This window comes from Frondihabitans sp. Leaf304, from assembly GCF_001423105.1.
Lineage (GTDB): Bacteria > Actinomycetota > Actinomycetes > Actinomycetales > Microbacteriaceae > Frondihabitans.
The window spans coordinates 711,363-735,541 of record NZ_LMNV01000002.1; the positions used below are offsets into that span (position 1 = coordinate 711,363).

Sequence of the window (24,179 nt, forward strand, 5' to 3'; positions counted from 1 at the left end):
CACGCCGACCCCCGCCCAACGCACGCGCCCGGCCGTCGGCGCCGGTCAGCGCAGCACGCCCGCCTCACGGAGCGCGAACTCCGCGAGCTGCCGCTGCTCGAGATCGTCGCCGGCGCTCCACGCCGCCACCGGGTTCGGGCTGAGCCGAAGCAACCCTGCGGTGTCGCCGGTTGCGAGTGCCCGGAACGCCAGCAACTGGAGCCCGCCGTCGGTCAGCGAGAGCCCGCGAACCTCGGCCGCCCGCCGAACGAAGCGCAACCGGGGGCGCAGCCACACCACGAGGATGACGGCGATCGGTACGAGGCTCACGACGAGCCCAGCCGTGAGACTGAGATGCCCGATCAGTTCCTGCTGCCGCTGACCGGCATCGACGAAGGTGTCGCCGACCTGACTCGCCTGCTGCAATGGCGCGCTGGCCGATTTACCGACGAGGGGCACTCCCCCGAGCGTCTCGGCGGCGTCACCAAGCGTCGATCGAAGGCGGGAGCCGGCGTTCTCGACGGTCCGGCCGACGTCGGCGAGGGCCGCTACGACTCCCGCGACGACCACGCCGAGCACGACGAACAGCACTATGCCGACGACGGCCACGACATCACCGGCGATCTGGCGGGTGCGGGCGGCGGGAGCTGCCGAATAGATCTGCATACGGCCGATCCTGGCCCGTGCCTCGCCCGGCCGCCGACATTGGCTAGCCGTTTTCTGCATCGCTCACCGGAAATTCGGTAAGCGATGCGTGAAACGGTAAGCGACGCAGCACGAGCGCGACAGCACGAATCGCAGCAGCGCGTGGCGCAGCCGACCGCGCGGCTAGTGCCCGAGCGCCGGCACCCGCGCCGAGAGCCCGGCCCGGCTTGCCCGCGCCACGGCCTCCGGCAGTGCGCCGAGGAAGGCGTCGACGTCGGCGTCGGTCGTCGAGTGCCCCACCGTGATGCGGAGGGCACCGCGTGCCTCGTCGTCGTCGAGCCCCATCGCGAGAAGCACGTGCGACGCCTCCGGAATGCCCGCCTGGCACGCCGAGCCCGTCGACACCGAGACGCCGGCAGCGTCGAGCAGAAAGAGGAGTGAGTCGCCCTCGCACCCGGGGAAAGTGAAGTGAGCGTTGCCCGGCAACCGGTCGACCGGCGCACCCCGGAGTACGGCCGACGGCACGGCGGCCCGCACCCCGTCGATCACGCGGTCGCGCAGGCGTTGATAGCGCGACGGGTCGGCGGCCGAGGCCGACGCCGAACGGGCTGCGACGGCGAAGGCGACCGCCGCGGGGGCGTCTTGCGTGCCCGACCGCACCTGACGCTGCTGCCCACCCCCGTGGATGAGCGGCACGACCGTGGCGGTGCGCGAGAGCACGAGAGCACCGATGCCGATGGGCCCGCCGACCTTGTGCGCCGAGACGCTGAGCGCCGCCAGACCGGTCGCACGGAAGTCGATGGGCACCTGCCCGTACGCGGCCACCGCATCCGAGTGCACCGGAACGCCGAATGCTGCGGCGAGCGCGACGATCTCGCGCACCGGCTCAAGGGTGCCCACCTCGTTGTTGGCCCAGAGGAACGTGACGAGGGCGATGTCATCGTGGGCCTCGAGCGCCGCGGCGAGCGCTTCGATCTCGATCGTGCCCTCGGCGTCGAGGGGAATCCACTCGATCACTGCGCCCTCGTAGCGTTCGAGCCATTCGACCGTGTCGACGGTCGCGTGGTGCTCACCTTGGGCGACAAGGATCCGGGGGCGCGGCCTCTTTGACTGCCTGGCCCACCAGAGCCCCTTGACCGCGAGGTTCACGCTCTCGGTGCCGCCCGAGGTGAAGACGACTTCGATGGGATCGCAGCCGAGCGAGAAGGCCACGGTTTCGCGGGCTTCTTCGAGCACCCGCTTGGCGCCCTGGCCCGCGCTGTGAATGGACGAGGGATTGCCGACCGCTCCGAGTGCCTCGGTGTACGCCGAGATGGCCTCGGGGAGCATGGGGGTCGTCGCCGCGTGGTCGAGGTAGACAGGCAAGGCTCCTCCTTCGTCGGTCACTACTCTAGATCGCGTGTCTGACGTCGAACTCCTTCCCCGCGACGGCGGCGATGCCGCGACGCGCGATTCTGCCGAGGCTGAGAGCGCCCGGGCCGATCCTCTGAGAGATCTCGGCGTCCGCGTCACCGCCGACGGTCCGACGATCCGTGTCTGGTCGGGGCGGGCGACCGGTATCGACCTCGTGATCGACGATGCCCCCGCCGAGCACGTCGTTCCGCTCACGCGCGACGTGCACGGGGTCTGGAGTGGCTCGGATCCTCGCCTCGCGCCCGGTCGCCGCTATTGGTTGCGGGCCGACGGCCCGATCGTCGGTGACGACGGGGTGCGCACGCCGTTCGATCCGGGCGTGAACCTCCTCGATCCGTACGCCCGGGGGCTCGGTCGCACCGGTCGCGGTGAGTGGCGCGGTGTCGTCGTCGATGAGTCGTTCGACTGGGGCGGCGTCGAGAAGCCGCGTACGCCTCTCGACCACACCGTCGTCTACGAGGCCCACGTCCGCGGCCTCACGCGCCTGGCTCCGTTCGTCCCCGACGACCTGCGCGGCACCTATGCGGGCCTGGCCCACGAAAACACGATCGCCTATCTGACCGATCTCGGAGTCACGGCCGTGCAGCTCCTACCCGTGCACCAGCACGTCGACGAGCAGCGACTGGTCGCTCAGGGCTTCGAGAACTACTGGGGCTACAACACGCTGTCGTATTTCACGCCCCACGCCGGCTACGCCTCCCGCGACGCTCAGCTCGGTGGGCCGAGCGCGGTGCTTCGCGAATTCAAGGGCATGGTCAAGCTGCTGCACGCCGCCGGCATCGAGGTCTGGCTCGACGTGGTCTACAACCACACCGCAGAAGAGGGCGAAGACGGCCCGGTGACGAGCCTTCGGGGGCTTGACGGCAGCTACTACCGGCACGACGCCGACGGTAACCCCATCGACGTCACCGGGTGCGGCAACACGCTCGACACGAGCCTCCCCGCGGCGTCCCGCCTGGTGCTCGACTCTCTCCGCTACTGGGCGAACGACCTGCAGATCGACGGCTTCCGTTTCGACCTCGCCGCGACGCTCGGTCGTGGCCCCGACGCCGTCTTCTCCCCGGATGCCCCGCTGCTGACGGCCATTCGCGACGACCCGGCGCTCGAGGGCGTCCGGCTCATCGCCGAGCCGTGGGATGTCGGCCTCGGCGGCTGGCAGACCGGCAACTTCCCCGTCGGCTGGAGCGAATGGAACGACCGCTTCCGCAACCGGGTGCGAGAGTTCTGGCTGCGCGACATCGCTCACGCGAGGGGCTCAGGATCCAGCACGAACGGTCTCGGATCCTTCGCTTCGAAGCTCTCGGGGTCGGGTGGCCTCTACGCTCACGATCGCGGTCCGCTCGCGGGCGTCAACTTCATCACGGCGCACGATGGCTTCACGCTCGCCGATGTCGTGGCATACGACCAGAAGCACAACCTCCGCAACGGCGAAGACAACCGCGACGGCACCGACGACAACCGCTCGTTCAATCACGGGGCCGAGGGGCCGACCGACAACCCGGGGATCCTCGACGCCCGAAGGCGAGCCTCGCGCAACCTCCTCGCGACGCTCTTCCTGTCGGCCGGCGTGCCCATGCTCACCGCCGGCGACGAGATCGGGCGGACCCAGCGGGGTAACAACAACGGGTACTGCTCCGACGACGAGACCTCGTGGGTCGACTGGAACCTCGACGACGAGCGGGAGGCGCTGCTCGCCGACACGAAGGCGCTCATCCGGCACCGGCGCGAGAACCCGGCGCTTCGCCCCGTGCGCTTTGGCACCTTCGGCGACGTCACCCCGAGCGCCACCGACATGACCTGGTTCGGCGCAGACGGCGGCCCTCTCGAGCCGGACGACTGGCGCAACCCCGCGCACCGCACTCTGCTTTACCTGGCAGCGTCCACTCCCGAGTTCGAGGCGTTCAACCGCGTTCTCATCGTGGTGCACGGCGCCCAAAGCCCGGTGACCGTCACACTCCCCGAGTACAGCGACATCGAATCGTACGAGGTGCTCTGGACGAGCGGCGACGCATTCGACCCACGGCCGCGGCTGCCCGGGGAGTCGTACGGGATCCTGGGGCCGACGGTGACGCTCTGGCGGGTCGTGTGACCGCCTCGCCCGCTACGCCGGCCACCGCACTGCTCGGTGACCTCGGCATCGTCTTCACGCCTCACGCGTACGAGCATGCCGACACGGCGACGAACTTCGGCGAGGAGGCCGCGGCCGTGCTCGGGCTCGACGAAGACCGCGTGTTCAAGACCCTCGTCGTGCAGGCCGACGATGCACTCGTCGTCGCCGTCGTGCCGGTGTCGGGCAAGCTCGACCTCAAGGCGCTGGCCGCGGCGGTCGGGGCGAAGAAGGCGGCCCTCGCCGACCCAGCGGTTGCTGCGCGCCGAACCGGCTACATCGTCGGGGGGATCAGCCCGATCGGTCAGAAGACGCGGCTCCGCACCGTGATCGACGAGACGGCGGAGCTGTTCGACACGGTGTTCGTCTCGGGAGGCCGGCGCGGGTTCGACGTGGAGCTCACGCCGAGCGATCTCGCTCGGGCCGCTGACGCGACGTTCTCCGCGATAGCCCGGTCGTAGCTGTCACCGGCTGGTACGGAGCCGATTCGCGAGAAGAACCGGGGCCGAGGATCCGCCAGCCGCCGCGGGGTACAGCGCATGCCGGGCTGTGTCGGTGGCTCGGCGTACCGTTCCCCGCATGACTGATGCACCGGAAGACCAGACCCCCACCCCCGCCGACGCCCCCGAGGCCACGCCCGACACCACCACCGGCGAGACCCTCGGCGGCGCCCAGCCCGAGCCGGGCAACTCCGCCTCCAAAGACCCCGAAGAGTGGGTGACGGGCGACGAGCCCATCACCGGGCCGCAAAAGAGCTACCTCGACACGCTGGCGCGCGAGGCCGGCGAAGAGCTGTCGGCCGACATGACCAAGGCGGAGGCGAGCGAGCACATCGACCGCCTGCAGCAGAAGACCGGTCGCGGCGCGTAGCCACTAGGTACTGACGCACACTGCACGCCCGCACCGACCGACAGGGCCCATTCGGGTGAGGTCCTGGCGGTCGGGCGGTGCCGCGGCGGTGAGCCGGGGCGGGTGTGCCGGAGCGATTTCGGGTCTGCTCGGCGCACGACCGACATTAGCGGTCCCCCATTCTGCGGACACGATTCATTCGTGATTGACCTGCACCCAGTTCGGGGGCCAGCACCATCTGCTCCCATCTGTCCCACGTCGTCCGGGAGACGCCTTCCGATCGACCGGGGTACCCCGAATGCGTCCGCTAGGCCAGGGCCCGGGCGAACCGGGTACGGTCATGGTGTGGCGAAGCGAACAGAATTTAGAGCCGGAACATCCACAGGACGAATCCCCATTGCGGGCCTCAGTCCCCGAACTCCCGACGACGTCTTCGATACGAAGGCTTTCGTCGGAGAAGTCGTGCCCTTCGAGGCCACGGTCTTCCGTGAGGGCCACGACATAATCGATGCCGCACTGGTCGTCACCGACCCGACCGGCGCCGTCACGAGGTCGCCGATGACCCTCGGGATCCCGGGTACCGACCGGTGGAGCACCGAGCATCTCTTCGAGGTCGAGGGCACCCACACGTGGTGGATCGAGGCCTGGAACGACGACTGGGCGACCTGGATGCACGCCGCCGATATCAAGGTGCCCGCCGGACAAGACGTCGACAACATGCTGGCCCTCGGCACCGAGCTGCTGCAGCGGGCCGCGCAACGCGATCCCGCCTCCGCTCTCTTCCGCGACGGGGCGAAGGCCCTCGGCAATGCCTCCCTGAGCGCAACCGCCCGCATGAGGGTCGCGAGCGACTCCCGCATCGCCGCCGCACTCGCGGCGCAGCCTCTGGCGAGCCTCGTCACGGCGAGCCCCAAGAAGCACGTCCGAGTCGAGCGGACTCGTGCTGCGGTGGGCAGCTGGTACGAGTTCTTCCCTCGGAGCGAAGGGGCGAAGATCCGCGACGACGGTTCGTGGACGAGCGGCACCTTCCGCACCGCCGCCCGTCGCCTTCCCGCAATCGCCCGCATGGGCTTCGACGTGGTCTACATCCCGCCGGTGCACCCGATCGGCCGTACGTTCCGCAAGGGGCCGAACAACACCCTCGAGGCCGGCCCCAACGACCCAGGGTCCCCCTACGCCATCGGCAGCGCCGACGGCGGGCACGATGCCGTCGACCCCGCGCTCGGCACCGTCGCCGACTTCGAGTGGTTTGTCGGCGCCGCCAAGAACGTCGGGCTCGAGCTGGCCCTCGACCTCGCTCTGCAGTGCTCCCCCGACCACCCGTGGGTGCAAGAGCACCCCGAGTGGTTCACGACGCTCCCCGACGGCACTATCGCCTACGCCGAGAACCCGCCGAAGAAGTACCAAGACATCTACCCGCTCAACTTCGACAACGACTACGAGGGCTTGAGCGCCGAGATCCTCCGCATCGTCCGGCTCTGGATCGACCGCGGGGTCACCATCTTCCGAGTCGACAACCCGCACACGAAGCCGGTGCACTTCTGGGAGTGGCTGCTCCGCGACATCCGCGAAGACCACCCCGAGGTGGTGTTCCTGGCCGAAGCGTTCACGAAGCCCGCCATGATGCAGGCACTCGCTCAGGTGGGCTTCCAGCAGTCGTACACCTACTTCACCTGGCGCAACGAGAAGTGGGAGCTCGAGGAGTACCTCGCCGAGCTCTCCGACGAGACGGCCGCCTGGTTCCGACCCAACTTCTTCGTCAACACGCACGACATCCTCACCCCCTACCTGCAGTACGGCGGGGTTCCGGCCTACAAGGTGCGTGCAGCGATCGCGGCGACCGCTTCACCGACCTGGGGGGTCTACTCGGGCTACGAGCTGATCGAGAACGTCGCACGACCGGGTTCCGAAGAGAACATCGACAACGAGAAATACGAGTTCAAGCCGCGCGACTGGGCCGCCGAAGAAGAGGCCGGAGCGAGCATCGCGCCCTACCTGACCCAACTGAACAGGATCCGCGGGCAGCACCCGGCACTGCGTCAACTGCGCAACCTGACGATTCACGGCAGCGACGACGACGCGATCCTCGTCTACTCGAAGTTCCTCGCCGGAAAGCACACCCGCTCCGGTCGCTCCGACGCCATCATCGTCGTGGCCAACACCGACCCGCACTCGGCCCGCGAGACCACCGTCCGGCTCGACCTCCGGGCCCTCGGGCTCGAACCCGGGTCGACCTTCACCGTCCGCGACCTCATCACCCAGCAGACCTGGACATGGACGGACGACAACTACGTTCGCCTCGACTCGTTCGTCGAACCCGCCCATGTGCTGTCCGTCGACTTCACCCGCACGCCCTAGGAGGCACCCGTGAGCACACAGAACCTCGTGATCCCCGCCCTCGACCCGAACGAGGCGCACCTCGTCTCGGTCGGCAGCCACCCGCGACCGCACACCGTGCTCGGGCCGCACCACGTCGACGCCGGCGTCCTCGTTCGCGTTCTCCGACCGCTCGCCTCGCAGGTGACGCTCATCATCGAGACGGGGGCGCGACTCTCCATGAGCCACGTCACCGACGGCGTGTGGGAGGCGCTCGCCATCATCGAACCGGGCGCATACCGCATCGAGGCGACGTACGACGGAGGGGACGCCCCCTGGGTCGCCGACGACCCGTACCGTTTCTGGCCGACGGTTGGCGAGCTCGATCTCTACCTGTTCGGCGAAGGACGCCACGAAGAGCTCTGGAGGGTCTTCGGCTCGCACGTCCGCGAGCAGCAGGGCACCCTCGGCACCTCGTTTGCAGTCTGGGCCCCGCACGCGCAGGCCGTCCGGGTCATGGGCGACTTCAACGGGTGGTATGGCGTCGCGCACGCCATGCGCCGCCTTGACGGCAACGGCATTTGGGAGCTCTTCGTCCCCGGTCTCACCGAGGGCACCTACAAGTACGAGATCCTGACGGCCGACGGCCGCTGGGTCGAGCGGGCCGACCCGATGGCACGGCAGGCCGAGATCCCGCCGTCGACCGGCTCCGTCATCACGAAGGCCGCCCACGAATGGGCCGACGCCGAGTGGATGGCCAAGCGTGCCAGCGTCGAGCCGTCCACGCAGCCGATGAGTGTGTACGAGCTGCACGTCGGATCCTGGCGTCCTGGCCTCTCGTACCGCGAATTGGCCGACCACCTCATCGGCTACGTCTCCGATCTCGGATTCACCCACGTCGAGTTCATGCCGTTGGCCGAACACCCGTTCGGCGGATCCTGGGGTTATCAGGTCACGGGCTACTACGCCCCGACCTCGCGCTTCGGCTCCCCCGACGACCTCCGGTACCTGATCGACCGTCTCCACCAGGCCGGCATCGGCGTGATCATGGACTGGGTTCCCGGGCACTTCCCCAAAGACGAATGGGCCCTCGCCAACTTCGACGGTCAGCCCGTCTACGAGCACAGCGACCCGCGCCTGGGTGAGCAGCCCGACTGGGGAACACTCGTGTTCAACTTCGGTGACTCGCAGGTGCGCAACTTCCTGGTGTCGAACGCGCTCTACTGGCTCGAGGAGTTCCACATCGACGGCCTCCGGGTCGACGCGGTGGCCTCCATGCTGTACCTCGACTACTCCCGCAACGAAGGCGAGTGGGTGCCGAACAAGTTCGGCGGCCGTGAGAACCTCGAGGCGATCTCGTTCCTGCAGGAAGCCAACGCGACGGCCTACAAGCGGAGCCCGGGCATCATGATGATCGCCGAGGAGTCGACGTCGTGGCCCGGCGTCACGCGCCCCACCAGCGAGGGCGGCCTCGGCTTCGGCCTCAAGTGGAACATGGGCTGGATGCACGACTCGCTCGAGTACATCCAGCGAGACCCGATGTACCGCAGCTACCACCACTCCGAGATGACATTCTCGTTCGTCTACGCGTTCAGCGAGAACTTCATGCTGCCCATCAGCCACGACGAGGTCGTGCACGGCAAAGGCTCCCTCATCGGCAAGATGCCAGGAGACGAGTGGCAGAAACTCGCCAACCTCCGCGCCTACCTGGCCTTCATGTGGGGCCACCCGGGCAAGCAGCTGCTCTTCATGGGCTCCGAGTTCGGCCAGCAGTCGGAGTGGAGCGAGCAGCGCGGCCTCGACTGGTGGGTGCTCGACCAGCCCGAGCACCAAGGCCTGCACTCGCTCGTGCGCACCCTGAACCTCGTCTACAGCGCCGAGAGGCCGCTCTGGGAGCATGACTTCGACACCGACGGCTTCGAGTGGATCGACGGCGGTCTCAGCGAAGACAGTGTCGTCGCCTTCCTGCGCAAGTCCGACGACGGATCGAAGGTGGCCGTTCTCGCCAACTTCTCCGGCCAGCCGGTCACCCGTCGACTCGGGCTTCCCGTTGCCGGCGAATGGCACGAGATCCTCAACACCGACGCCGGTGAATACGGTGGATCCGGTGTGGGCAACTTCGGTGGCGTCACGGCGACCAACGACCCCTGGGGCGGACGCCCGGCCTCGGCCGAGGTCACACTGCCGCCGCTCGGTGTCGTTTGGCTGAAGCTCGGCGCCTGAGCCGCACGGCCCGGTGCCGTAACACGTATCCCGGTCTCTCCGACCAGCCTCGGCAGGCCGGTGAGACCGGGATTCGTGTGTCGGCGGATGCCGAGAGCGGTCAGCGCTTAGTACAGCAGCATCGTCAGGCGACGCCGCGCGGCCACGACCTCGGGTGCGTCGAGCCCTGCGACCTCGAAGTACTCGAGCAGACGCGTGCGCGCCGCGTCTTTGCCCGGCTGGTCGAGCTTCGGAAAGAGCGTGAGGATCCGATCGAAGGCGTCAGTCACGTGCCCACCGCTCAGGTCGAGATCGGCGACTGCCAGCTGCGCGTCGAGATCGTCGGGCGACGAGGCTCCCGCCCCCCTCACGTCGGCCATCGTCACACCCTGGAGGCGGGCGAGCAGCGAGACCTGCGCCAACCCCGCTACCGCGAGACTGTCGCGGGGATCCTGAGCGATCGCCGTGGTGTACGCCGCCTTCGCCGCGTCGTAGTCACCCCGCTCGATGGCGTCGTAGGCGTCTTGGTGGTGCGGCGGCAGCGGCTCGGGCTCGGGTTCGCCAGTGGCCTCGGCAGCGGCACCGTCGACGGAGAGCCGCCCGGTCACGCCGTTCTGCTCGGCCAGCTCGAGCACCTGCTCGAAGACATCGCGCACCTGCGCTTCGGGAAGCGCGCCGACGAAGAGCGACACGGGGCGCCCCGCGATGACGGCGGCCACGGTCGGGATCGACTGGGCCTGGAAGGCCTGCGTCAGCTGCGGATTCGTGTCGGCGTCGACCTTGGCAAGCACCAACCGGCCGGCATATTCGACGATCAACTTCTCGAGGATCGGCGAGAGCTGCTTGCATGGGCCGCACCACTCGGCCCAGATGTCGACGATGACCGGCACCTGGTTGCTCAGGTCGAGGATGGACGAGAACGCGGCGTCGGTGACGTCAACCACGAGCGAGGGGACGCCCGCTGCGGGTGCAGCGCCCTCGGCGCCGGATGCTGCGGGCGTCGCCGGGGATCCTTCGGTGTGACCGGGAGCGGGTGCTGCCGGACGGTTCACCAGGGAGGAGAGGTCGACGGCGCCGCGAAGACTGGCGGCGCTCGGAGGGACGTTGCTCATGAGACTTCTTTCGCTGAGATCAGTGCTTGGCTGAAGCCGAGGAGGACGATCTTGTCGTCGCTGCCGACGGGCGGGACGGAGAAGAGGAGTTCGACGCCATACGTCGCCTCGATGCCCTTCGTCGACTTGTCGACACCGGAGAGCGATTTGACCTCGCCCTCGGTGTTGACCTCGGCACCCTTTTTAGTCGGTGTGACGGTCTCGGTCTCGTTGATGGCCACCGAGACGATCGCACCGGCGTCGTTGGTCGCGAAGGCGATGCTCGGCTCGTCGTTCACTGAACTCGAGTAGGCGATCTTAGCCGTGGCAGGCAGTGCCGCCGCCTTCTTGTCCTTGTACGACTTGCCGATCTTGGGGCGGAGCGTGTCGCCGCTCGTCTGGAACGCCGCGGCTGAAGCGCTCTCCTTGCCGTCTTTCAAGACGTCGGCGTAGGCGGCGGCGATCTTGTCGGGTTCCATCGCGAGCAACTTGACGTCGGGTGCGAGACGAGCCGCCCCGGTCGTCGCCGGAGCGACCTTGGGAATCTCGGCACCCGCCTCGAGGCCGACGAGATAGTCGACCTTGAACGCGTCGCGCGCGGACTCCTGCGTCAGCATCACGCCGACCGGCGCGACCTTCGTCGAGTCGTTGTCTTTGACCAGCGCGAACACGGTGCGCGGCCACGAGTCGGTCTGCTGCGGAAGCGTCAGCGTCACCGAACCCGTCGGGATCGACACGGGCAGAGCGGCCGAATCGTCGTTCTTGCGGATCGCATAGCTGGCGGTGCGCTGCTCAAGTGCGGGGCCGGTGAATCGAGTCGACGCCAGGTCGGTGCTGCCCGCCTTGTCGGCTCGGGTCTGCACGCTGACGATGCGCTCGATGATCCGCTTGGCCTGGGCGACCGTCACTGCCGGCGGTTGGAGGGCGTCGCCGGGTGCCTCGGCGGAGGCGGACGGTGTCGGCGTTGCCGTGGCGGCCGTCGAATCGGACGGCCCCTGGGGCCAGTAGTCGGACGAGCAGCCAGCGAGGCCGAGGGCCCCGACGAGCACGATCGGCACGACGGCGACCATGCGCCGACCGCGACTGCCCTTGCCCGCCGACGCACCGAGCGCTGCACGGCGTGACGAACGCACAGAGCCCTGACGCTCGGCACGAGGAAGCTTGGGGCGGCGACCGCCACCCGACGAACGACGAGGCCCACGGGTGCGACGGTGGTGGACGATCGCCCACACGAAGAGGCCGATGCCGATGAGGAACACGAGGAGGCCGGCCGTCACGAGCGGTCCGACGAGCGGGGTCGCGGTCGACAGCGGCCAGCTCACCGAGAGGTTCGACGGCGCCGGCTTGGTGCCGTCGGTCGCCACGATGAGAGAGATGTCGTCGGGCGCGTCGAGTGAGAAGTTGAGGGCCTGGCCGGAGAACTCGGTGTACCAGAGATCGGAATCACGAGGATCCGGCACCGACCCCGATGTTCCCTCGACGGTCTTGCTCACCAGCTTCTTCAGCGAGGTGTCGTACGAAACCCTGTTGTGAGCGGAGTCGCCGACCCAGGCGGTGATGTCGGCGGTCTTCGCGTAGGCGGCGAACGACGTGCCATCCCCTTCGATGTGGATGCTCTCCCGCCCCGGGTACGCCTTCAGGGCGCTGGCCGGGATGATCGTGACGGGGGCGGACGACGTGGTCGTCACGGACGAGGTCACCGAGTCGGGCGGCGCGAATACCGTCCGCTGAGCAAGCCCGAGGAGCACCAACAGAGCCGCGATCACCAGGGTGATGACGGCCAAGACGAAACGCACGAGATTTTCTCCCTTCGTGCCACCATCCGGGTATCTGGCGGCAGCGAATTTAAGACCCTTCAGGGTAGCCGACGACTCTGAGAGACGCCTAGCCAGCATGAGAGGCCGGGAATCCCGCTAAAATGCGGAGGTTGGCCGCCCTCGGGCATGCCACCGCCGTCCACCGTTCTCGTGTCCCGTTAGATATCCGGGCTCGCCCCAACCACAGGGAGACATCGTGGCCACTGATGAGGCTGAATTCGGAACCGAACTCCGCGGGTACAAGAAGGAGGAGGTCGAGAAAGCTCTCGGCGATCTCCGGCGAGAACTGATCAAGGCGAACAACGACCGAGCCGAACAGGCCGAATCGGCACGGCAGCTGTCGCACCGCATCGAAGAGCTCGAAGACGAACTCGAAGAGGTCGGGGAGCCGAGCTACAAGGGCCTCGGGGCCAAACTGGAAAACACGCTTCGGCTCGCGGAAGAGCAGTCGAACGACCTCATCGCCAAGACCGAGCGCGACGCAGCCGAGCTTCGCTCGACGACCAGCGCCGAGGCCGAGCGAGTCACCGACGAAGCACGTGAGCGCGCCGCCGACATCCTCGACGACGCTCGCGGCCGCGCCGCCGCCCAGGTCGAAGAGTCGACCGGAGAAGCCGATCGTCTCGTGGCCCGGGCTCGCGACGATGCGGCGGCAATGATCGCCGATGCCGAGCGCGATGCGGCTGCTACGCGCACGAACGCCTCCACCGAGGCCGCCGAGGCCATGGCGACAGCAAAGCGCGAAGCCGCTGCCCTTCGTGCCGCCGCCGAACGCGAGGTCGCTGACCTCAGGGCGGCCGTCGAGGCCGAGGTCGCCGAGGCACGCGAAGGTGCAGCCGACCTCGCACGCGACACCGAGGAGGGCCGCGCCCTCCTCGCAAGCGACACCGAGCGCCAGCGCGCCGAGCTCGAACTCGAGTCCACCACCGTCCGCGACGATCTGGCCCGGCTCGACGAGACGACCCGCGCCGACCTCGAACGCGAGGTCGCCGCACGGCGCGACTCGCTCGATCGCGAGGTCGTCGGCACCCGAACCGAACTTGCCGAAGAGATCACGAACGGCCGAGCCGAACTCGACCGCGAGATCACCGCGGCCCGGGCCCTTCTTGCAAGCGACACGGCGACCGCCCGCGAGGCCCTCGCTCGAGAGGCCGAGAGCACCCGCGCCGAGCTCGACCGCGAGGTCGCCGACGCGCACGCCGATATCGAAGCCGCCCGGCTGGCCAGCGCGGAAGAGATCGAACGCACCACCCGCGAGACCCGTGAGCAGATCGACCGCGACTTGACGCAGACCCGCGACCGCATCGAGCGCGATCTCGCTGATCATCAGGCCGGGATCGCCGCCGAAGCTGCTCGCGCCCGCTCCGAGCTCGACGCTGATCTCGCCGAGACGCGCGCCCGCCTCGCCCACGACGACGACGAACAGCGCACCCGCCTCCGTGGCGAGCGCGAGACCTTCGATGCCGAGATCGCCGCCGATCGCGACCGGATCGCTGCTGAACTCGAGCGGGAGGCGCACACGGCCCGCACCGCTCTCGAGGTCGAGCTGGCGACGCGACGCGACGAGGCCGAGCAGGACTACGTCCAGCGGCACCACGACGCCGTCGAAGAGACTCAGACCTTCCTCGACGAGGCGAACGCTCAGCTCGCCGACGTGACCGAGCGTGCAGAGACCAAGCGCAAAGAGGCCCGCGAGGCGGAGGCGAACGCCTACGCCGCGGCGCGCAAGACCCGCGCCGAGTCGGAGCGAGTGGCGAACGAGACCCTGAGCAATGCCCGCTCGCGCGCCGAGTTCCTCGTCACCGATGCGGAGCGCCAGGCGCGCGGCATCATCGGCGACGCCGAGGAGCGCCTGTCGGCAATCAACCGGGAGCGCGACTCCGTGGCGGCCTACTTCGAGAACCTCCGGGGCATGGTCGGCCAGGTAGCCGAGTCGCAGTCCCAGCAGGGCGAGTGATCCTCGCGTGAGAATCTCCAACGCTTACCGTCTCGGCCTCCTCGGTGGCCTCGGCGTCTTGACGGCGATCCTCATCGGCACCGCCCTCGGCGAGCTGTCGACGATCATCACCTACGTGGGCGTGGCCCTCTTCCTCGCCCTCGGGCTCGACCCGGTGGTGCGGTGGCTCGAGAACCGTCACGTCCCCCGGCCTCTGGCGATCACCATCGTCATGGTCGGAGTCCTCCTCGCCTTCGTCGGCGTCGTCTTCGCGATCGTGCCCACCATCGTGCAGCAGACCTCGACGCTCGTCACCAACCTCTCGACCTACCTGCAGAGCGTGACGGCACAGCAGTTCGTCGACAATCTCCAGTCGCTCGTCCCCAAAGACGCCTTCGACGTGCAAGACAGCCTCAACTCCGTCGTCGACTTCCTTACCGACCCGAAGAACGTCGTCGCCATCGGCGGCGGAGTGCTCGCGGTGGGGGTGGCGATCTCGAACGGCCTCGCCGGGGTCCTGATCGTCCTGATTCTCACGCTCTACTTCATGGCGTCGCTCGACAGCATGAAGCGCGGGGTCTCGCAGTTGATTCCCCGCTCGAGTCGACCCGAATACATCCGGCTCTCCGATCAGATCTCGAGCTCGATCGGCCGCTACGTCATCGGGCAGGTGGCCCTGGCGCTCCTCAACGGAATCCTGAGCTTCGTCGTACTCTCAATCTCGGGTGCGCAGCTGCCGGCCTTCTTCGCCTTCATCGCGTTCATCGGCGCCCTAATCCCGCTGGTAGGCACAGTCGGGGCGGCAGCCGTCATCGTCCTCGCCCAGGTCGCGCTCCTTCCCCTCTCCCCCGCGACCTGGATCTTCCTCGCCATCTACTACCTCGTCTACATGCAGGTGGAGGCGTACATCCTCGCGCCGCGTGTGATGCGACGCGCAGTCAAGGTTCCGGGCGTGATCGTGATCATCTCAGCCCTCGTCGGCGGCACTCTGCTGGGCGTGCTCGGCGCTCTCATCGCCGTTCCCGTCGCCGCGGCTGTCCTCTTGATCGTGCGCGAGGTCGTCATCCCTCGCCAGAACACGAAATAGGCGCCTTCGGCCGCTCCGGCAGGGGACTGCTCTCTACGACCAGGTCTCGCCGAGAGGGAGTGCCGTCGGGTTGACGACATCGACAATCTCGGTAAGCACGCGCCGGGTCTGATTCTCTCCGACCCATAGGTGCTTGCCGCCGGCGACTTCAATGAGCTCTGCCTCGGGCACGACCGCGAAGCGATGACGGGCTGCCTCGGGGCGGAGGAAGTCATCGAACTCGGGAATGATCGCGACGAGACGACGCCCACTCCCTGCCCACCGACGCAACTCATCGTCGGTCGTGCGGGCGAGGGGTGGCGAAAGGAGAATGGCACCCGCGATGTCATGCTCAAGGCCGTGCTTGAGCGCCACCTCGGTGCCGAACGACCAGCCAATTAGCCACGGTGTGGGAAGCCCGCGCTCGGCGACGAAGGCGATCGCCGCGGCAAGGTCGAAGCGTTCGGTCTCGCCGTCGCCGAATTCCCCTTCGGAACGACCCCGGGGCGACGAGGCGCTACGGAAGTTGAACCGCAAGACGGCCATGTCGGCCTGGGCCGGCAGACGAGCGGCGGCTTTGCGAATGACGTGGGAGTCCATGAACCCTCCTGCGGTCGGCAGGGGGTGCAGGGTCAGAAGGGTGCCCGAGGGCGCAGCATCGACCGGCAGCGCCAGCTCTCCCACTAGCGTGAGCCCATCGGCCGTGTGCAGCTCGATGTCGCTTCGTCTCGCCGGAAGCTCGACTCCCCCGCGAACGTCGATGCTCGATCTGGACGGCTGCTCTGTCACGCGATCCTCCAACAGTGGGTGTGCCAGTGACGCCGCGCAGCGAGATCGCTCTCGGCGCCGAAGAGACCGTCGGCGCGCCAGGCGACCACGTGGGGTGTGCCAGGTTCTATCGACTTGCTGCACCCGGGGCAGACGTACGCCTTCGGCGACGAGGCCCCCGAGATCGACTGGACGACGAACTCGCGCCCCCGCTTGACCTCGGTCTGTTGACCACCGAAGAGGATCCGGCCGAGGTCGCTTGACTCCGACTCGGTCTCTGCCCCACGACCCCGGGGGCGCCGAGGTCGGTTACTTCGAGGCATAGATAGAACCTTATCGAACGAGACGAAAGTAAGCCTCGATCGAGGAGTCGCTCAGTACCAGTTGTTGGCGACCGAGTGCGCCCAGGCGCCACACGGGTTTCCGTAGCGACCCTGGATGTAGTTCAGGCCCCAGGTGATCTGGGTGGCCGGGTTGGTCTGCCAGTCGGCACCGACGGACGACATCTTGCTGCCAGGAAGGGCCTGCGGGATTCCGTAGGCACCGGACGGGTTGGCCGCGTAGACGTTCCAACCCGACTCCTTGTTCCAGAGCGAGACGAGGCAGTTGTACTGGTCGGTGCCCCAGCCTCGGGCGGCGACGAGCTCGGCGCCGATCGCCTGGGCGCTGCCGGGCGTCGCGGCCGCAGCAGCGGGAGCCGCAGTGACTGCAGGTGTCGCCGATGCGGACGAGTCGGTCGCAGTAGCGGTGTCGGTCTCGGTCGTGTCGGTCGTCACCACCGGTGCCGCCTTCTTGACGACGGGCGCGGTGTACTCGACGGTGTAGGCGTCGCGACTAGTCGCCACGGTGGTACCGGAGGCGACCGTGTAGCTCTGGCCGGCTGCGACCTGAGCCGAGGGTGCGGTTGGCGCGAGTGAGACAGGCGCTGCGGTTGCGGCCACGGCCCCCGACAGCGGGTTCACGAGCGAGGCGGAGACAAACGCGAAGCTGGCCGCGAAGCCGACCAGGGGAACGATGACTCGCTGGCTGGTACGACGCCGACCTGCGGGGCGGGCCGCGAAGGACGCACCCGCCGCTTCAGCAGGACGAACCTGGCGGACCGGAGCGGAAACGCGAGGTCGGGGAACGACTGCCCGGTGCTCGTGCCTCGACGTGCGGTCGGAGGACGGAACTGCGGATGCCTGAACTGCGGAGTGCCTACCCATAAGTTCGACAACTATAACGGATGGATCACGCTCCGCCAAGGGCGACTCACCGGACGGCGAGCATCACATCGATCACCGAATCGAGCACCAGGTCGACCTGGCCCTCGCGGTAACCGCCGCGTTTCGGGCGGAACACACTCGTGCGCACCTCTTCGATGCTCAGCGCGCGCCCCTCCGAGAAATACCCCTGCAGCCGCTCGACCAGGCTGTCGACGTCTTTGGGGTGGTACCCCGCCGAAAGGAACGTGACACGGTCGAAACGCCGCCCCTCCGGCCTCTCCAACCGGGCGACGATGGCCTCGGCGGTCGATCGGGCCTCGGCGAACCAGGTCTCGTCGCCCGTAGCCCGGAGCACCCGGTCGCGCTCCCTCATGGCGAAAGCGTCTTCGAGACGCTCGAGTGCTGCGTCGACATGCGCGGGCTCGTAGCCCTTCTTGACCATGCCGAAGGCGGTGTGCCGAATCGTCTCGGCCGAGACGGTCGCCTCGGAGACGGTCGTGGAGTCGCTCGAATACGCGGCTCTAGCCCGCTTCAAGAACTCCTCCACCTGATCGATGTCGTAGCCGCGGGTCGAACCGGTCACTCTCGGGAAAGTCGCACTCACGCCGACCATTGTGCCGCACGAACAGCCGGGCCCGAACTCCCAGAGCAGAAGAGCCCAGGATCCGACGTCAAGCGAAGATCAGATAGAGCGCATACGCGACTACCGCCGACGGCAGAGTCGAGTCGAGTCGATCCAGGAATCCCCCGTGGCCGGGCAACCAGGCCGAGATGTCTTTGATGCCCAGATCGCGTTTGATCAGCGACTCCGTCAGGTCGCCGACAGTGGCGGTCAGCGTGAGAACGGCTCCGAGAATGATGCCGAGCCACCAGGGCTCGTGAATCATGAACACGGAGATCAAGACTCCGGCGATCATGGCGGACGCCGCGGATCCTGCGAAGCCCTCCCAGGTCTTCTTGGGCGAGATACGCGGTGCCATCTTGTGCTTGCCAAAATTGAGCCCGGTCGCGTACGCGCCCGTGTCGACCGCGATGACGATGATGAGTGTTCCGAGCGCCCACCACTGGCCGCCCTCTTGGGCGGTGAGGAGGACGAGGAAGGATCCGAGGAACGTCGTGTAGATCTGCACGAAGGCGCCGGCTGCGAGGTCGCGACCGGTGTCGGCCGCCGACGCCCGTCGAGACGGCAGAGCTTGTTCGACAAGCCGCCAGACGGAGATGACGACGACGCCGCCCAGAAGGACGAGCCACTGCCCCTCCGCCTTCCAGACGTAGGAGGCGACGACCACGGCCATCGCCACGACCACGCTTGGGATGCGCGGCACCTTGCGACCCGCTGACCTCAGCGCGTTCGTCAGCTCGATGACGATGAAGAAGATCAGCGCGGCCGCGACGATGACGAAGACCCACTTGACCAGAACCAGGCTAAGTAGCACAGACCCGCCGAGACCGACCCCAATGCCGATAGCCGCAGGGAGATTGCGGCCCGTGCGCGCCGTCAGCTTCTCGTTGCTGGCCTCGAGTCGCGCGCGCTGCGCACGGAGATTGGCCTCGAGCTCGTGGCGAGCGTTGTGCGCGCGCTCGTCGAAGTCGGGTCTCTTCTGGTTCGACGAACCAGACTGATCAGGATCGGAAGGAGCCGTGCCCATCAGACTTCGAGCAGCTCCGCTTCTTTCTTCTTCAAAGCGTCGTCGATCTGGTCGACGAAGCCCTTCGTGATCGACTCGAGCTCTTTCTCGGCGCGAGCCACCTCGTCATCGCCGACCTCGGTCTGCGAGTCGAGGTCGTCTTTCGCCTTACGGCGGATGTTGCGGACGGCGATCTTCGCGTCTTCGCCCTTGCCACGAACGATCTTTACGAATTCTTTGCGGCGATCCTGCGTCAGCTCGGGAATGGTCACCCGAATGATGGTGCCGTCGTTCGACGGAGACGCGCCGAGGTTCGGGAAGGTCGTGATGGCCTTCTCGATCTCTTTGAGAGCGGTCTTGTCGTACGGGGTCACGATGAGCGTGCGTGCCTCAGGCGCCTGTAGTGAGGCGAGCTGAGCCAACGGCGTCGGGGTGCCGTAGTAGTCGACGGGGATCTTCTGGAACAGCGCCGGGTTGATGCGTCCGGTTCGTACGGTGTTGAAGTCGTCTTTCGCAACCTCGACCGCCTTGCGCATCTTGTCTTTGGTCTCGGTCAATACGTCGGTGATCGCCACAGTGCTCCTTAGTTCGTCGTCAGCTTACCCGGGCCGCCCCGGTGGTTACCGGGGCCGCGCCGAGCCCGTCAGTTGCTGACGAGCGTTCCAATGCGCTCGCCACGGATTGCGCGAGCCACGTTGCCCTCGCCCTCCATGCCGAAGACATGCATCGGCATTCCGTTGTCCATGCAGAGGCTGAATGCAGTCGAGTCGACCACTTTCAGACCCTTGACCAGGGCGTCCTGGTAGGTGAGATGGTCGAGCTTGACAGCGGTCGGATCGAGGCGGGGGTCGGCCGAATAGACGCCGTCCACTCCGTTCTTAGCGACGAGCACCTCTTCGGCACCGATCTCGAGGGCCCGCTGAGCCGACACGGTATCGGTCGAGAAGTAGGGCAACCCGGCGCCGGCACCGAAGATCACGATGCGGCCCTTCTCGAGGTGGCGTGCGGCACGCCGCGGAATGTAGGGCTCGGCGACCTGCGTCATCGAGATGGCCGACTGGACCCTCGTGGAGGCTCCGGTCTGCTCCAGGAAGTCTTGCAGGGCGAGGGCGTTCATCACGGTGCCCAGCATGCCCATGTAGTCGGCGCGGCCGCGATCCATTCCGCGCTGGCTTAGCTCGGCCCCGCGGAAGAAGTTGCCTCCGCCGACGACGATCGCGACCTCGACCTCGCTAGAGGCCTCGGCGATCTCGCGGGCCAGTGCGCTCACGACGTCGGGGTTCACTCCCAGCGAGCCTCCGCCGAATGACTCTCCCGAGAGTTTCAGGAGGACCCGCCTGCGTGCGATCTTCGGTGTCTTCATCGTGCTGGTCTCCCTCTGGTGATGTCTCAGGTCAGGTTATCGAGAAATGGTGGCGGTGAAATCAGGGCAGAGAAATGGGGCCCGAGACGAGTGATCGTCTCAGGCCCCAATCATGCAAGACGCTACGCGCCGACCTTGATCCGGGCGAAGCCCTGAACGGTCATGCCGGCCTCGTCGAGGACCTTCTGCACGGACAGCTTGCTGTCTTTGGCATAGGCCTGGTCGAGAAGGGCGATCTCCTTGAAGAAGCCCGTCAGGCGACCCTCGATGATCTTCGGCAGAGCAGCTTCCGGCTTGCCCTCGTTCTTCGCGGTCTCGGTGACGATGGCGCGCTCGCGCTCGACCTCGTCGGCCGGAACCTCGTCGCGGCTGATGAACTTCGGGTCAGCGAAGGCCACGTGCTGCGCAATGGAGCGAGCGGTCTCGGCATCGCCACCGGTGTACCCGACGACCACACCGACCTGCGGGGGCAGGTCTTTGGAGGTCTTGTGGAGGTAGATGGCGAACTCGGTGCCCGGCACGGTAGCGACGGTGCGGAGTTCGACCTTCTCACCGAGAAGGGCGGCCTCCTGGTCGACATACGCGGCGACCGTCTGGTCATCCGCGAGGATGGCAGCGTTGCCGGTCGCGGCGTCGTCGGCGCCCGAGGCGGCGACAGCGTCGAGAACGGTCTCGGCCAGAGCGATGAACTTGGTGTTCTTCGCAACGAAGTCGGTCTCGCTGGCGAGCTCGATGATCGTGGCGGTGCCGGCGGTACCGGGCTTGGCGGTCACGAGACCGGCGGTCGTCGTGCGACCCTCGCGCTTTGCAACGCCCTTCAGGCCCTTGACGCGGAGGATCTCGATCGCCTTGTCGAGGTCGCCGTCGGCTTCGACGAGTGCGTTCTTGCTGTCGAGCATGCCCGCGCCGAGACGGTCGCGAAGCACCTTGACATCGGCAAGTGAGTAGTTGGCCATAGATGTGCCCACCTTTCGTGGATCAGAGGCTGAATCGTGAGGAAGGGATCACCGGGCGCCGAAACGCCCGATGATCCCGACGGGGAGGGTGTTACTTGGCGTCGGCGGCGTCGACAGCAGCAGCGTCGGCGTCGACCGCGTTCGCGACCTCGGGGTCGGCCTCGGCGACCGGGTTGGCGACGGGCTCGCCCAGTGCCTTCTCGGCGACCTGAGCGTCGGCGTCGTTCTCTTCGGTCGGCTCGGCAGCGGGGGCAGCGTCGGCGGCAGGAGAGGCGTCGGCAGCCGGGGCAGCGTCAGCGGCGGGAGCGTCGGTCGACTGCGCGAGCAGCTCGGCCTCCCACTCGGCGAGGGGCTCGACCGGGGTCTCACCGGCCTCGGGCTTCTGGTGACGCTGAATGAGGCCCTCGGCAGCGGCGTCGGCGACGATGCGCGTCAGCAGACCGACGGAACGGATCGCGTCGTCGTTGCCCGGAATCGGGAACTGGATCTCGTCGGGGTCGCAGTTGGTGTCGAGGATGCCGATGACGGGGATGCCGAGCTTCTTGGCCTCGTCGATCGCGAGGTGCTCTTTCTTGGTGTCGACGACCCAGAGAGCCGACGGCGTCTTCGTGAGGTTGCGGATACCGCCGAGAGTCTTGTGAAGCTTGTCGAGCTCGCGCTTCTTGATGAGGAGCTCTTTTTTGGTGAAGCCCTGAGTCGTGTCGTCGAAGTCGATCTCTTCGAGCTCTTTCATGCGAGCGAGGCGCTTCGAAACCGTCTGGAAGTTGGTCAGGAGACCACCGAGCCAGCGCTGGTTGACGAACGGCTGGCCGACGCGGATAGCCTGCTCGGAGATGGACCCCTGAGCCTGCTTCTTGGTGCCGACGAAGAGGATGGTGCCGCCGTGGGCGACCGTCTCCTTGACGAAGTCGTACGCCTTGTCGATGTAACCGAGCGACTGCTGGAGGTCGATGATGTGGATGCCGGAGCGCTCCGCGAGGATGAATCGCTTGACCTTCGGGTTCCAGCGCCTGGTCTGGTGTCCGAAGTGAACGCCGCTGTCGAGCAGCTGGCGGATGGTGACGACGGCCATGGCCGTTCTCCTTCTCTACGCGCGAAGACGCGCGTCTTTTCGGTTGAATGGACGACCGGTCGGTCGCCTCTGCCTGGTGCCCGGCCTCACACCCGCCCCCGAGATCGTGATGATCGTCGAGAGACCGAATGGGTGGAATTGCCGCCGCGTCTTGTGCTGATGCACATACGGCTAGGGCACGCGAAGTCAGCCTGCAAGCAGACTGCTTGCTAATAGTAACACCACGAACGCCCCGTCTCCGTCTGGAGAACAGGGCGTCCGTGTGTGTCGCGAGCGGTGGGATCCTAAGCGTTCGCTCCGACCGCCGCCGTGCCCATCTCTTCGAGTGAGCGACCCTTGGTCTCTTTGATCTTGAAGAACACGAAGATCAACGACAGAAGGGCGAAGAAGGCGAAGATGCTGTACGCGAGAGTCAGGTTGATCGCCGACAAGACGGGGAACGCGACGGTCACGACGAAGTTCGCGATCCAGTTGGCGGTCGAACCGATGCCGAGGGCGGCCGCACGGATGCTCGGCGGGAACATCTCACCGAGCAGGACCCACATGAGCGGGCCCCAGGTAGCGCCGAACGAGACCACGAAGAGGTTGGCCGCGACAAGGGCGATGGGGCCCCAGGCACCGGGGAGCTGCGGGTCTCCGGAGACGATGTCGGCCTGGCTGAACGCGACGGCCATCGCGGCGAGGCTGATGGTCATGCCGATCGAACCGGCGAGCAGCATCGGACGACGGCCCACCTTGTCGACCAGGGCGATCGCCACGAAGGTGACGGCGACGTTGACCACGGAGGTGATCGTCGAGATGAGGAATGCGTCGCTCTCTTGGAAGCCGACGGCCTTCCAGAGGGTCGTCGAATAGTAGAAGATCACGTTGATGCCGACGAACTGCTGCAGCACGGCCAGGATGATTCCGACCCAGACGATGCCCTGGAGACCGGCGACCGGCCCGCGGACGCTCGACTTCTTGGCGAGCTTCGCCTCGGTGTTGATGGCGTCTTCAATGTCGTGGAGGCTGGTCTCGACGGTCTCGGTCGGGACGATCTGACTGAGTACGCTCCGGGCTTCGTCGCGACGGCCCTCGCCCGCGAGGTAGCGAGGCGACTCGGGAAGACGCAGAGCGAGGATGCCGTAGACCGCGGCGGGGACGACGCCGACGATGAACATCCAACGCCAGGCCTCCAACGGCCCGAGCATCGCCGAGGCACTGCCCGCGCCGGTCGCGAGAAGCTGATCGGAGAGCAGGGCGGCGAAGATACCGAGCGTGATCGCCAGCTGCTGGAACGAGCCGAGACGACCGCGGATGCCCTTCGGCGAGACCTCCGAGATGTACGCCGGAGCGATGACCGACGCGATGCCGATGCCGATGCCGGCGATGACGCGCCACAGCACGAAGTCCCAGACCGCGAAAGCGAGACCGGCGAGGATCGACGAGGCGAAGAACAGGATCGCCCCGAGGAGCATGACCTTGATGCGACCGAAGCGATCGGCGAGACGGCCGGCGACATAGGCGCCGACGGCGCAGCCCAGAAGGGCCGAGGCGACCGTGATGCCGGTGGCTGCAGCGGGGATGCCGAATTGCTGAGCAATCGAGTCGACCGCACCGTTGATGACGGAGGAATCGAATCCGAAGAGGAACCCGCCGACGGCCGCGGCGACAGCGAGGGCCGTCACCCGCCTCTCGAGCTTCTTCGCTTCTCCGGGCGGAGTGGTGGATGTCGTGTCGGACACTGTTCTCTACTTTCCAAGCCGTCGATCCAGCCTGGGGCGGCG

At 67.3% G+C, this 24,179-nt stretch carries 20 protein-coding genes; 7 read left to right on the forward strand and 13 right to left on the reverse strand.

Annotated elements, in window-relative coordinates:
• Positions 1 to 45: 45 nt before the first annotated feature.
• Both ASF54_RS03145 and ASF54_RS03150 read right to left on the reverse strand, forming a co-directional pair.
• A complete protein-coding gene (locus tag ASF54_RS03145) occupies positions 46 to 645 on the reverse strand; it encodes a hypothetical protein (protein ID WP_055958711.1) in 600 nt (199 codons plus the stop codon).
• A 162-nt stretch (positions 646 to 807) separates the two neighbouring features.
• On the reverse strand, positions 808 to 1,989 hold the full coding sequence (locus ASF54_RS03150; RefSeq protein ID WP_055961936.1) for a cysteine desulfurase family protein: 1,182 nt from the start codon (positions 1,987 to 1,989) through the stop codon (positions 808 to 810).
• A 121-nt stretch (positions 1,990 to 2,110) separates the two neighbouring features.
• Here ASF54_RS03150 and glgX point away from each other — a divergent pair, with 121 nt between their 5' ends.
• From glgX to glgB, 5 genes are all read left to right on the forward strand, one after another.
• Positions 2,111 to 4,126 (forward strand): glycogen debranching protein GlgX, encoded by a 2,016-nt coding sequence (glgX, locus tag ASF54_RS03155; protein ID WP_055961939.1) that lies wholly within the window; start codon positions 2,111 to 2,113, stop codon positions 4,124 to 4,126.
• Positions 4,123 to 4,605 (forward strand): Cys-tRNA(Pro) deacylase, encoded by a 483-nt coding sequence (ybaK, locus tag ASF54_RS03160; protein WP_157509992.1) that lies wholly within the window; start codon positions 4,123 to 4,125, stop codon positions 4,603 to 4,605. The genes glgX and ybaK overlap by 4 nt, the downstream gene beginning before the upstream one ends.
• Before the next feature lie 118 nt (positions 4,606 to 4,723).
• Positions 4,724 to 5,014, forward strand: a complete 291-nt coding sequence (locus ASF54_RS03165) for a DUF3072 domain-containing protein (protein WP_055958714.1) — start codon at positions 4,724 to 4,726, stop codon at positions 5,012 to 5,014.
• Between the two features lie 369 nt (positions 5,015 to 5,383).
• Complete coding sequence (locus ASF54_RS03170) at positions 5,384 to 7,351, forward strand: alpha-1,4-glucan--maltose-1-phosphate maltosyltransferase (RefSeq protein WP_055961945.1); 1,968 nt, start codon at positions 5,384 to 5,386, stop codon at positions 7,349 to 7,351.
• A 9-nt stretch (positions 7,352 to 7,360) separates the two neighbouring features.
• Complete coding sequence (gene glgB / locus ASF54_RS03175) at positions 7,361 to 9,532, forward strand: 1,4-alpha-glucan branching protein GlgB (protein WP_084815903.1); 2,172 nt, start codon at positions 7,361 to 7,363, stop codon at positions 9,530 to 9,532.
• A 107-nt stretch (positions 9,533 to 9,639) separates the two neighbouring features.
• Here the strand turns inward: glgB and ASF54_RS03180 are convergent, their stop codons facing one another.
• Positions 9,640 to 10,623 (reverse strand): tetratricopeptide repeat protein, encoded by a 984-nt coding sequence (locus ASF54_RS03180; protein WP_055958717.1) that lies wholly within the window; start codon positions 10,621 to 10,623, stop codon positions 9,640 to 9,642.
• Positions 10,620 to 12,398, reverse strand: coding sequence for a hypothetical protein (locus ASF54_RS03185; RefSeq protein WP_055958720.1), 1,779 nt, complete (start codon positions 12,396 to 12,398; stop codon positions 10,620 to 10,622). Before ASF54_RS03185 ends, ASF54_RS03180 begins: the two co-directional genes overlap by 4 nt.
• A gap of 217 nt (positions 12,399 to 12,615) precedes the next feature.
• Between ASF54_RS03185 and ASF54_RS03190 the strand changes: the two genes are divergently transcribed.
• Both ASF54_RS03190 and ASF54_RS03195 read left to right on the forward strand, forming a co-directional pair.
• Positions 12,616 to 14,376 (forward strand): hypothetical protein, encoded by a 1,761-nt coding sequence (locus ASF54_RS03190; protein WP_055958723.1) that lies wholly within the window; start codon positions 12,616 to 12,618, stop codon positions 14,374 to 14,376.
• Between the two features lie 7 nt (positions 14,377 to 14,383).
• Positions 14,384 to 15,442 carry an AI-2E family transporter gene (locus ASF54_RS03195; protein ID WP_055958725.1) on the forward strand — a complete coding sequence of 353 codons (1,059 nt, stop codon included), beginning with the start codon at positions 14,384 to 14,386 and terminating at the stop codon, positions 15,440 to 15,442.
• Between the two features lie 33 nt (positions 15,443 to 15,475).
• Here ASF54_RS03195 and ASF54_RS03200 read toward each other — a convergent pair whose 3' ends face one another.
• From ASF54_RS03200 to ASF54_RS03245, 9 genes are all read right to left on the reverse strand, one after another.
• On the reverse strand, positions 15,476 to 16,210 hold the full coding sequence (locus tag ASF54_RS03200) for an alpha/beta hydrolase (RefSeq protein WP_235480918.1): 735 nt from the start codon (positions 16,208 to 16,210) through the stop codon (positions 15,476 to 15,478).
• 353 nt (positions 16,211 to 16,563) lie between these two features.
• Positions 16,564 to 17,394, reverse strand: a complete 831-nt coding sequence (locus ASF54_RS03210) for a transglycosylase SLT domain-containing protein (RefSeq protein WP_157509993.1) — start codon at positions 17,392 to 17,394, stop codon at positions 16,564 to 16,566.
• 46 nt (positions 17,395 to 17,440) lie between these two features.
• Complete coding sequence (locus tag ASF54_RS03215; RefSeq protein WP_235480919.1) at positions 17,441 to 17,998, reverse strand: DivIVA domain-containing protein; 558 nt, start codon at positions 17,996 to 17,998, stop codon at positions 17,441 to 17,443.
• A 67-nt stretch (positions 17,999 to 18,065) separates the two neighbouring features.
• Positions 18,066 to 19,043, reverse strand: a complete 978-nt coding sequence (locus ASF54_RS03220; protein WP_084815904.1) for a phosphatidate cytidylyltransferase — start codon at positions 19,041 to 19,043, stop codon at positions 18,066 to 18,068.
• The gene (gene frr, locus ASF54_RS03225) at positions 19,043 to 19,558 is read right to left on the reverse strand and encodes a ribosome recycling factor (protein ID WP_055961960.1); all 516 of its coding nucleotides are present in this window, start codon (positions 19,556 to 19,558) and stop codon (positions 19,043 to 19,045) included. The genes ASF54_RS03220 and frr overlap by 1 nt, the downstream gene beginning before the upstream one ends.
• 107 nt (positions 19,559 to 19,665) lie before the next feature.
• Positions 19,666 to 20,385: a UMP kinase gene (pyrH, locus tag ASF54_RS03230; protein WP_055958737.1), complete on the reverse strand. Its 720-nt coding sequence runs from the start codon at positions 20,383 to 20,385 to the stop codon at positions 19,666 to 19,668.
• 122 nt (positions 20,386 to 20,507) lie between these two features.
• Positions 20,508 to 21,341, reverse strand: a complete 834-nt coding sequence (gene tsf / locus ASF54_RS03235) for a translation elongation factor Ts (protein ID WP_055958740.1) — start codon at positions 21,339 to 21,341, stop codon at positions 20,508 to 20,510.
• Between the two features lie 91 nt (positions 21,342 to 21,432).
• A complete protein-coding gene (rpsB, locus tag ASF54_RS03240; RefSeq protein WP_055958743.1) occupies positions 21,433 to 22,413 on the reverse strand; it encodes a 30S ribosomal protein S2 in 981 nt (326 codons plus the stop codon).
• A gap of 284 nt (positions 22,414 to 22,697) precedes the next feature.
• Positions 22,698 to 24,137 carry a sugar porter family MFS transporter gene (locus tag ASF54_RS03245; protein ID WP_055958746.1) on the reverse strand — a complete coding sequence of 480 codons (1,440 nt, stop codon included), beginning with the start codon at positions 24,135 to 24,137 and terminating at the stop codon, positions 22,698 to 22,700.
• Between the last annotated feature and the right edge of the window lie 42 nt (positions 24,138 to 24,179).

Excerpts from the sequence above, each read along its gene's own strand:
- ASF54_RS03145 (WP_055958711.1), bottom strand. The coding sequence starts at position 645 with ATGCAGATCTATTCGGCAGCTCCCGCCGCCCGCACCCGCCAGATCGCC.
- ASF54_RS03165 (WP_055958714.1), top strand. The coding sequence starts at position 4,724 with ATGACTGATGCACCGGAAGACCAGACCCCCACCCCCGCCGACGCCCCC.
- ASF54_RS03180 (WP_055958717.1), bottom strand. The coding sequence starts at position 10,623 with ATGAGCAACGTCCCTCCGAGCGCCGCCAGTCTTCGCGGCGCCGTCGAC.
- ASF54_RS03210 (WP_157509993.1), bottom strand. The coding sequence starts at position 17,394 with ATGGGTAGGCACTCCGCAGTTCAGGCATCCGCAGTTCCGTCCTCCGAC.
- ASF54_RS03220 (WP_084815904.1), bottom strand. The coding sequence starts at position 19,043 with ATGGGCACGGCTCCTTCCGATCCTGATCAGTCTGGTTCGTCGAACCAG.
- frr (WP_055961960.1), bottom strand. The coding sequence starts at position 19,558 with ATGCGCAAGGCGGTCGAGGTTGCGAAAGACGACTTCAACACCGTACGA.
- pyrH (WP_055958737.1), bottom strand. The coding sequence starts at position 20,385 with ATGAAGACACCGAAGATCGCACGCAGGCGGGTCCTCCTGAAACTCTCG.
- tsf (WP_055958740.1), bottom strand. The coding sequence starts at position 21,341 with ATGGCCAACTACTCACTTGCCGATGTCAAGGTGCTTCGCGACCGTCTC.
- rpsB (WP_055958743.1), bottom strand. The coding sequence starts at position 22,413 with ATGGCCGTCGTCACCATCCGCCAGCTGCTCGACAGCGGCGTTCACTTC.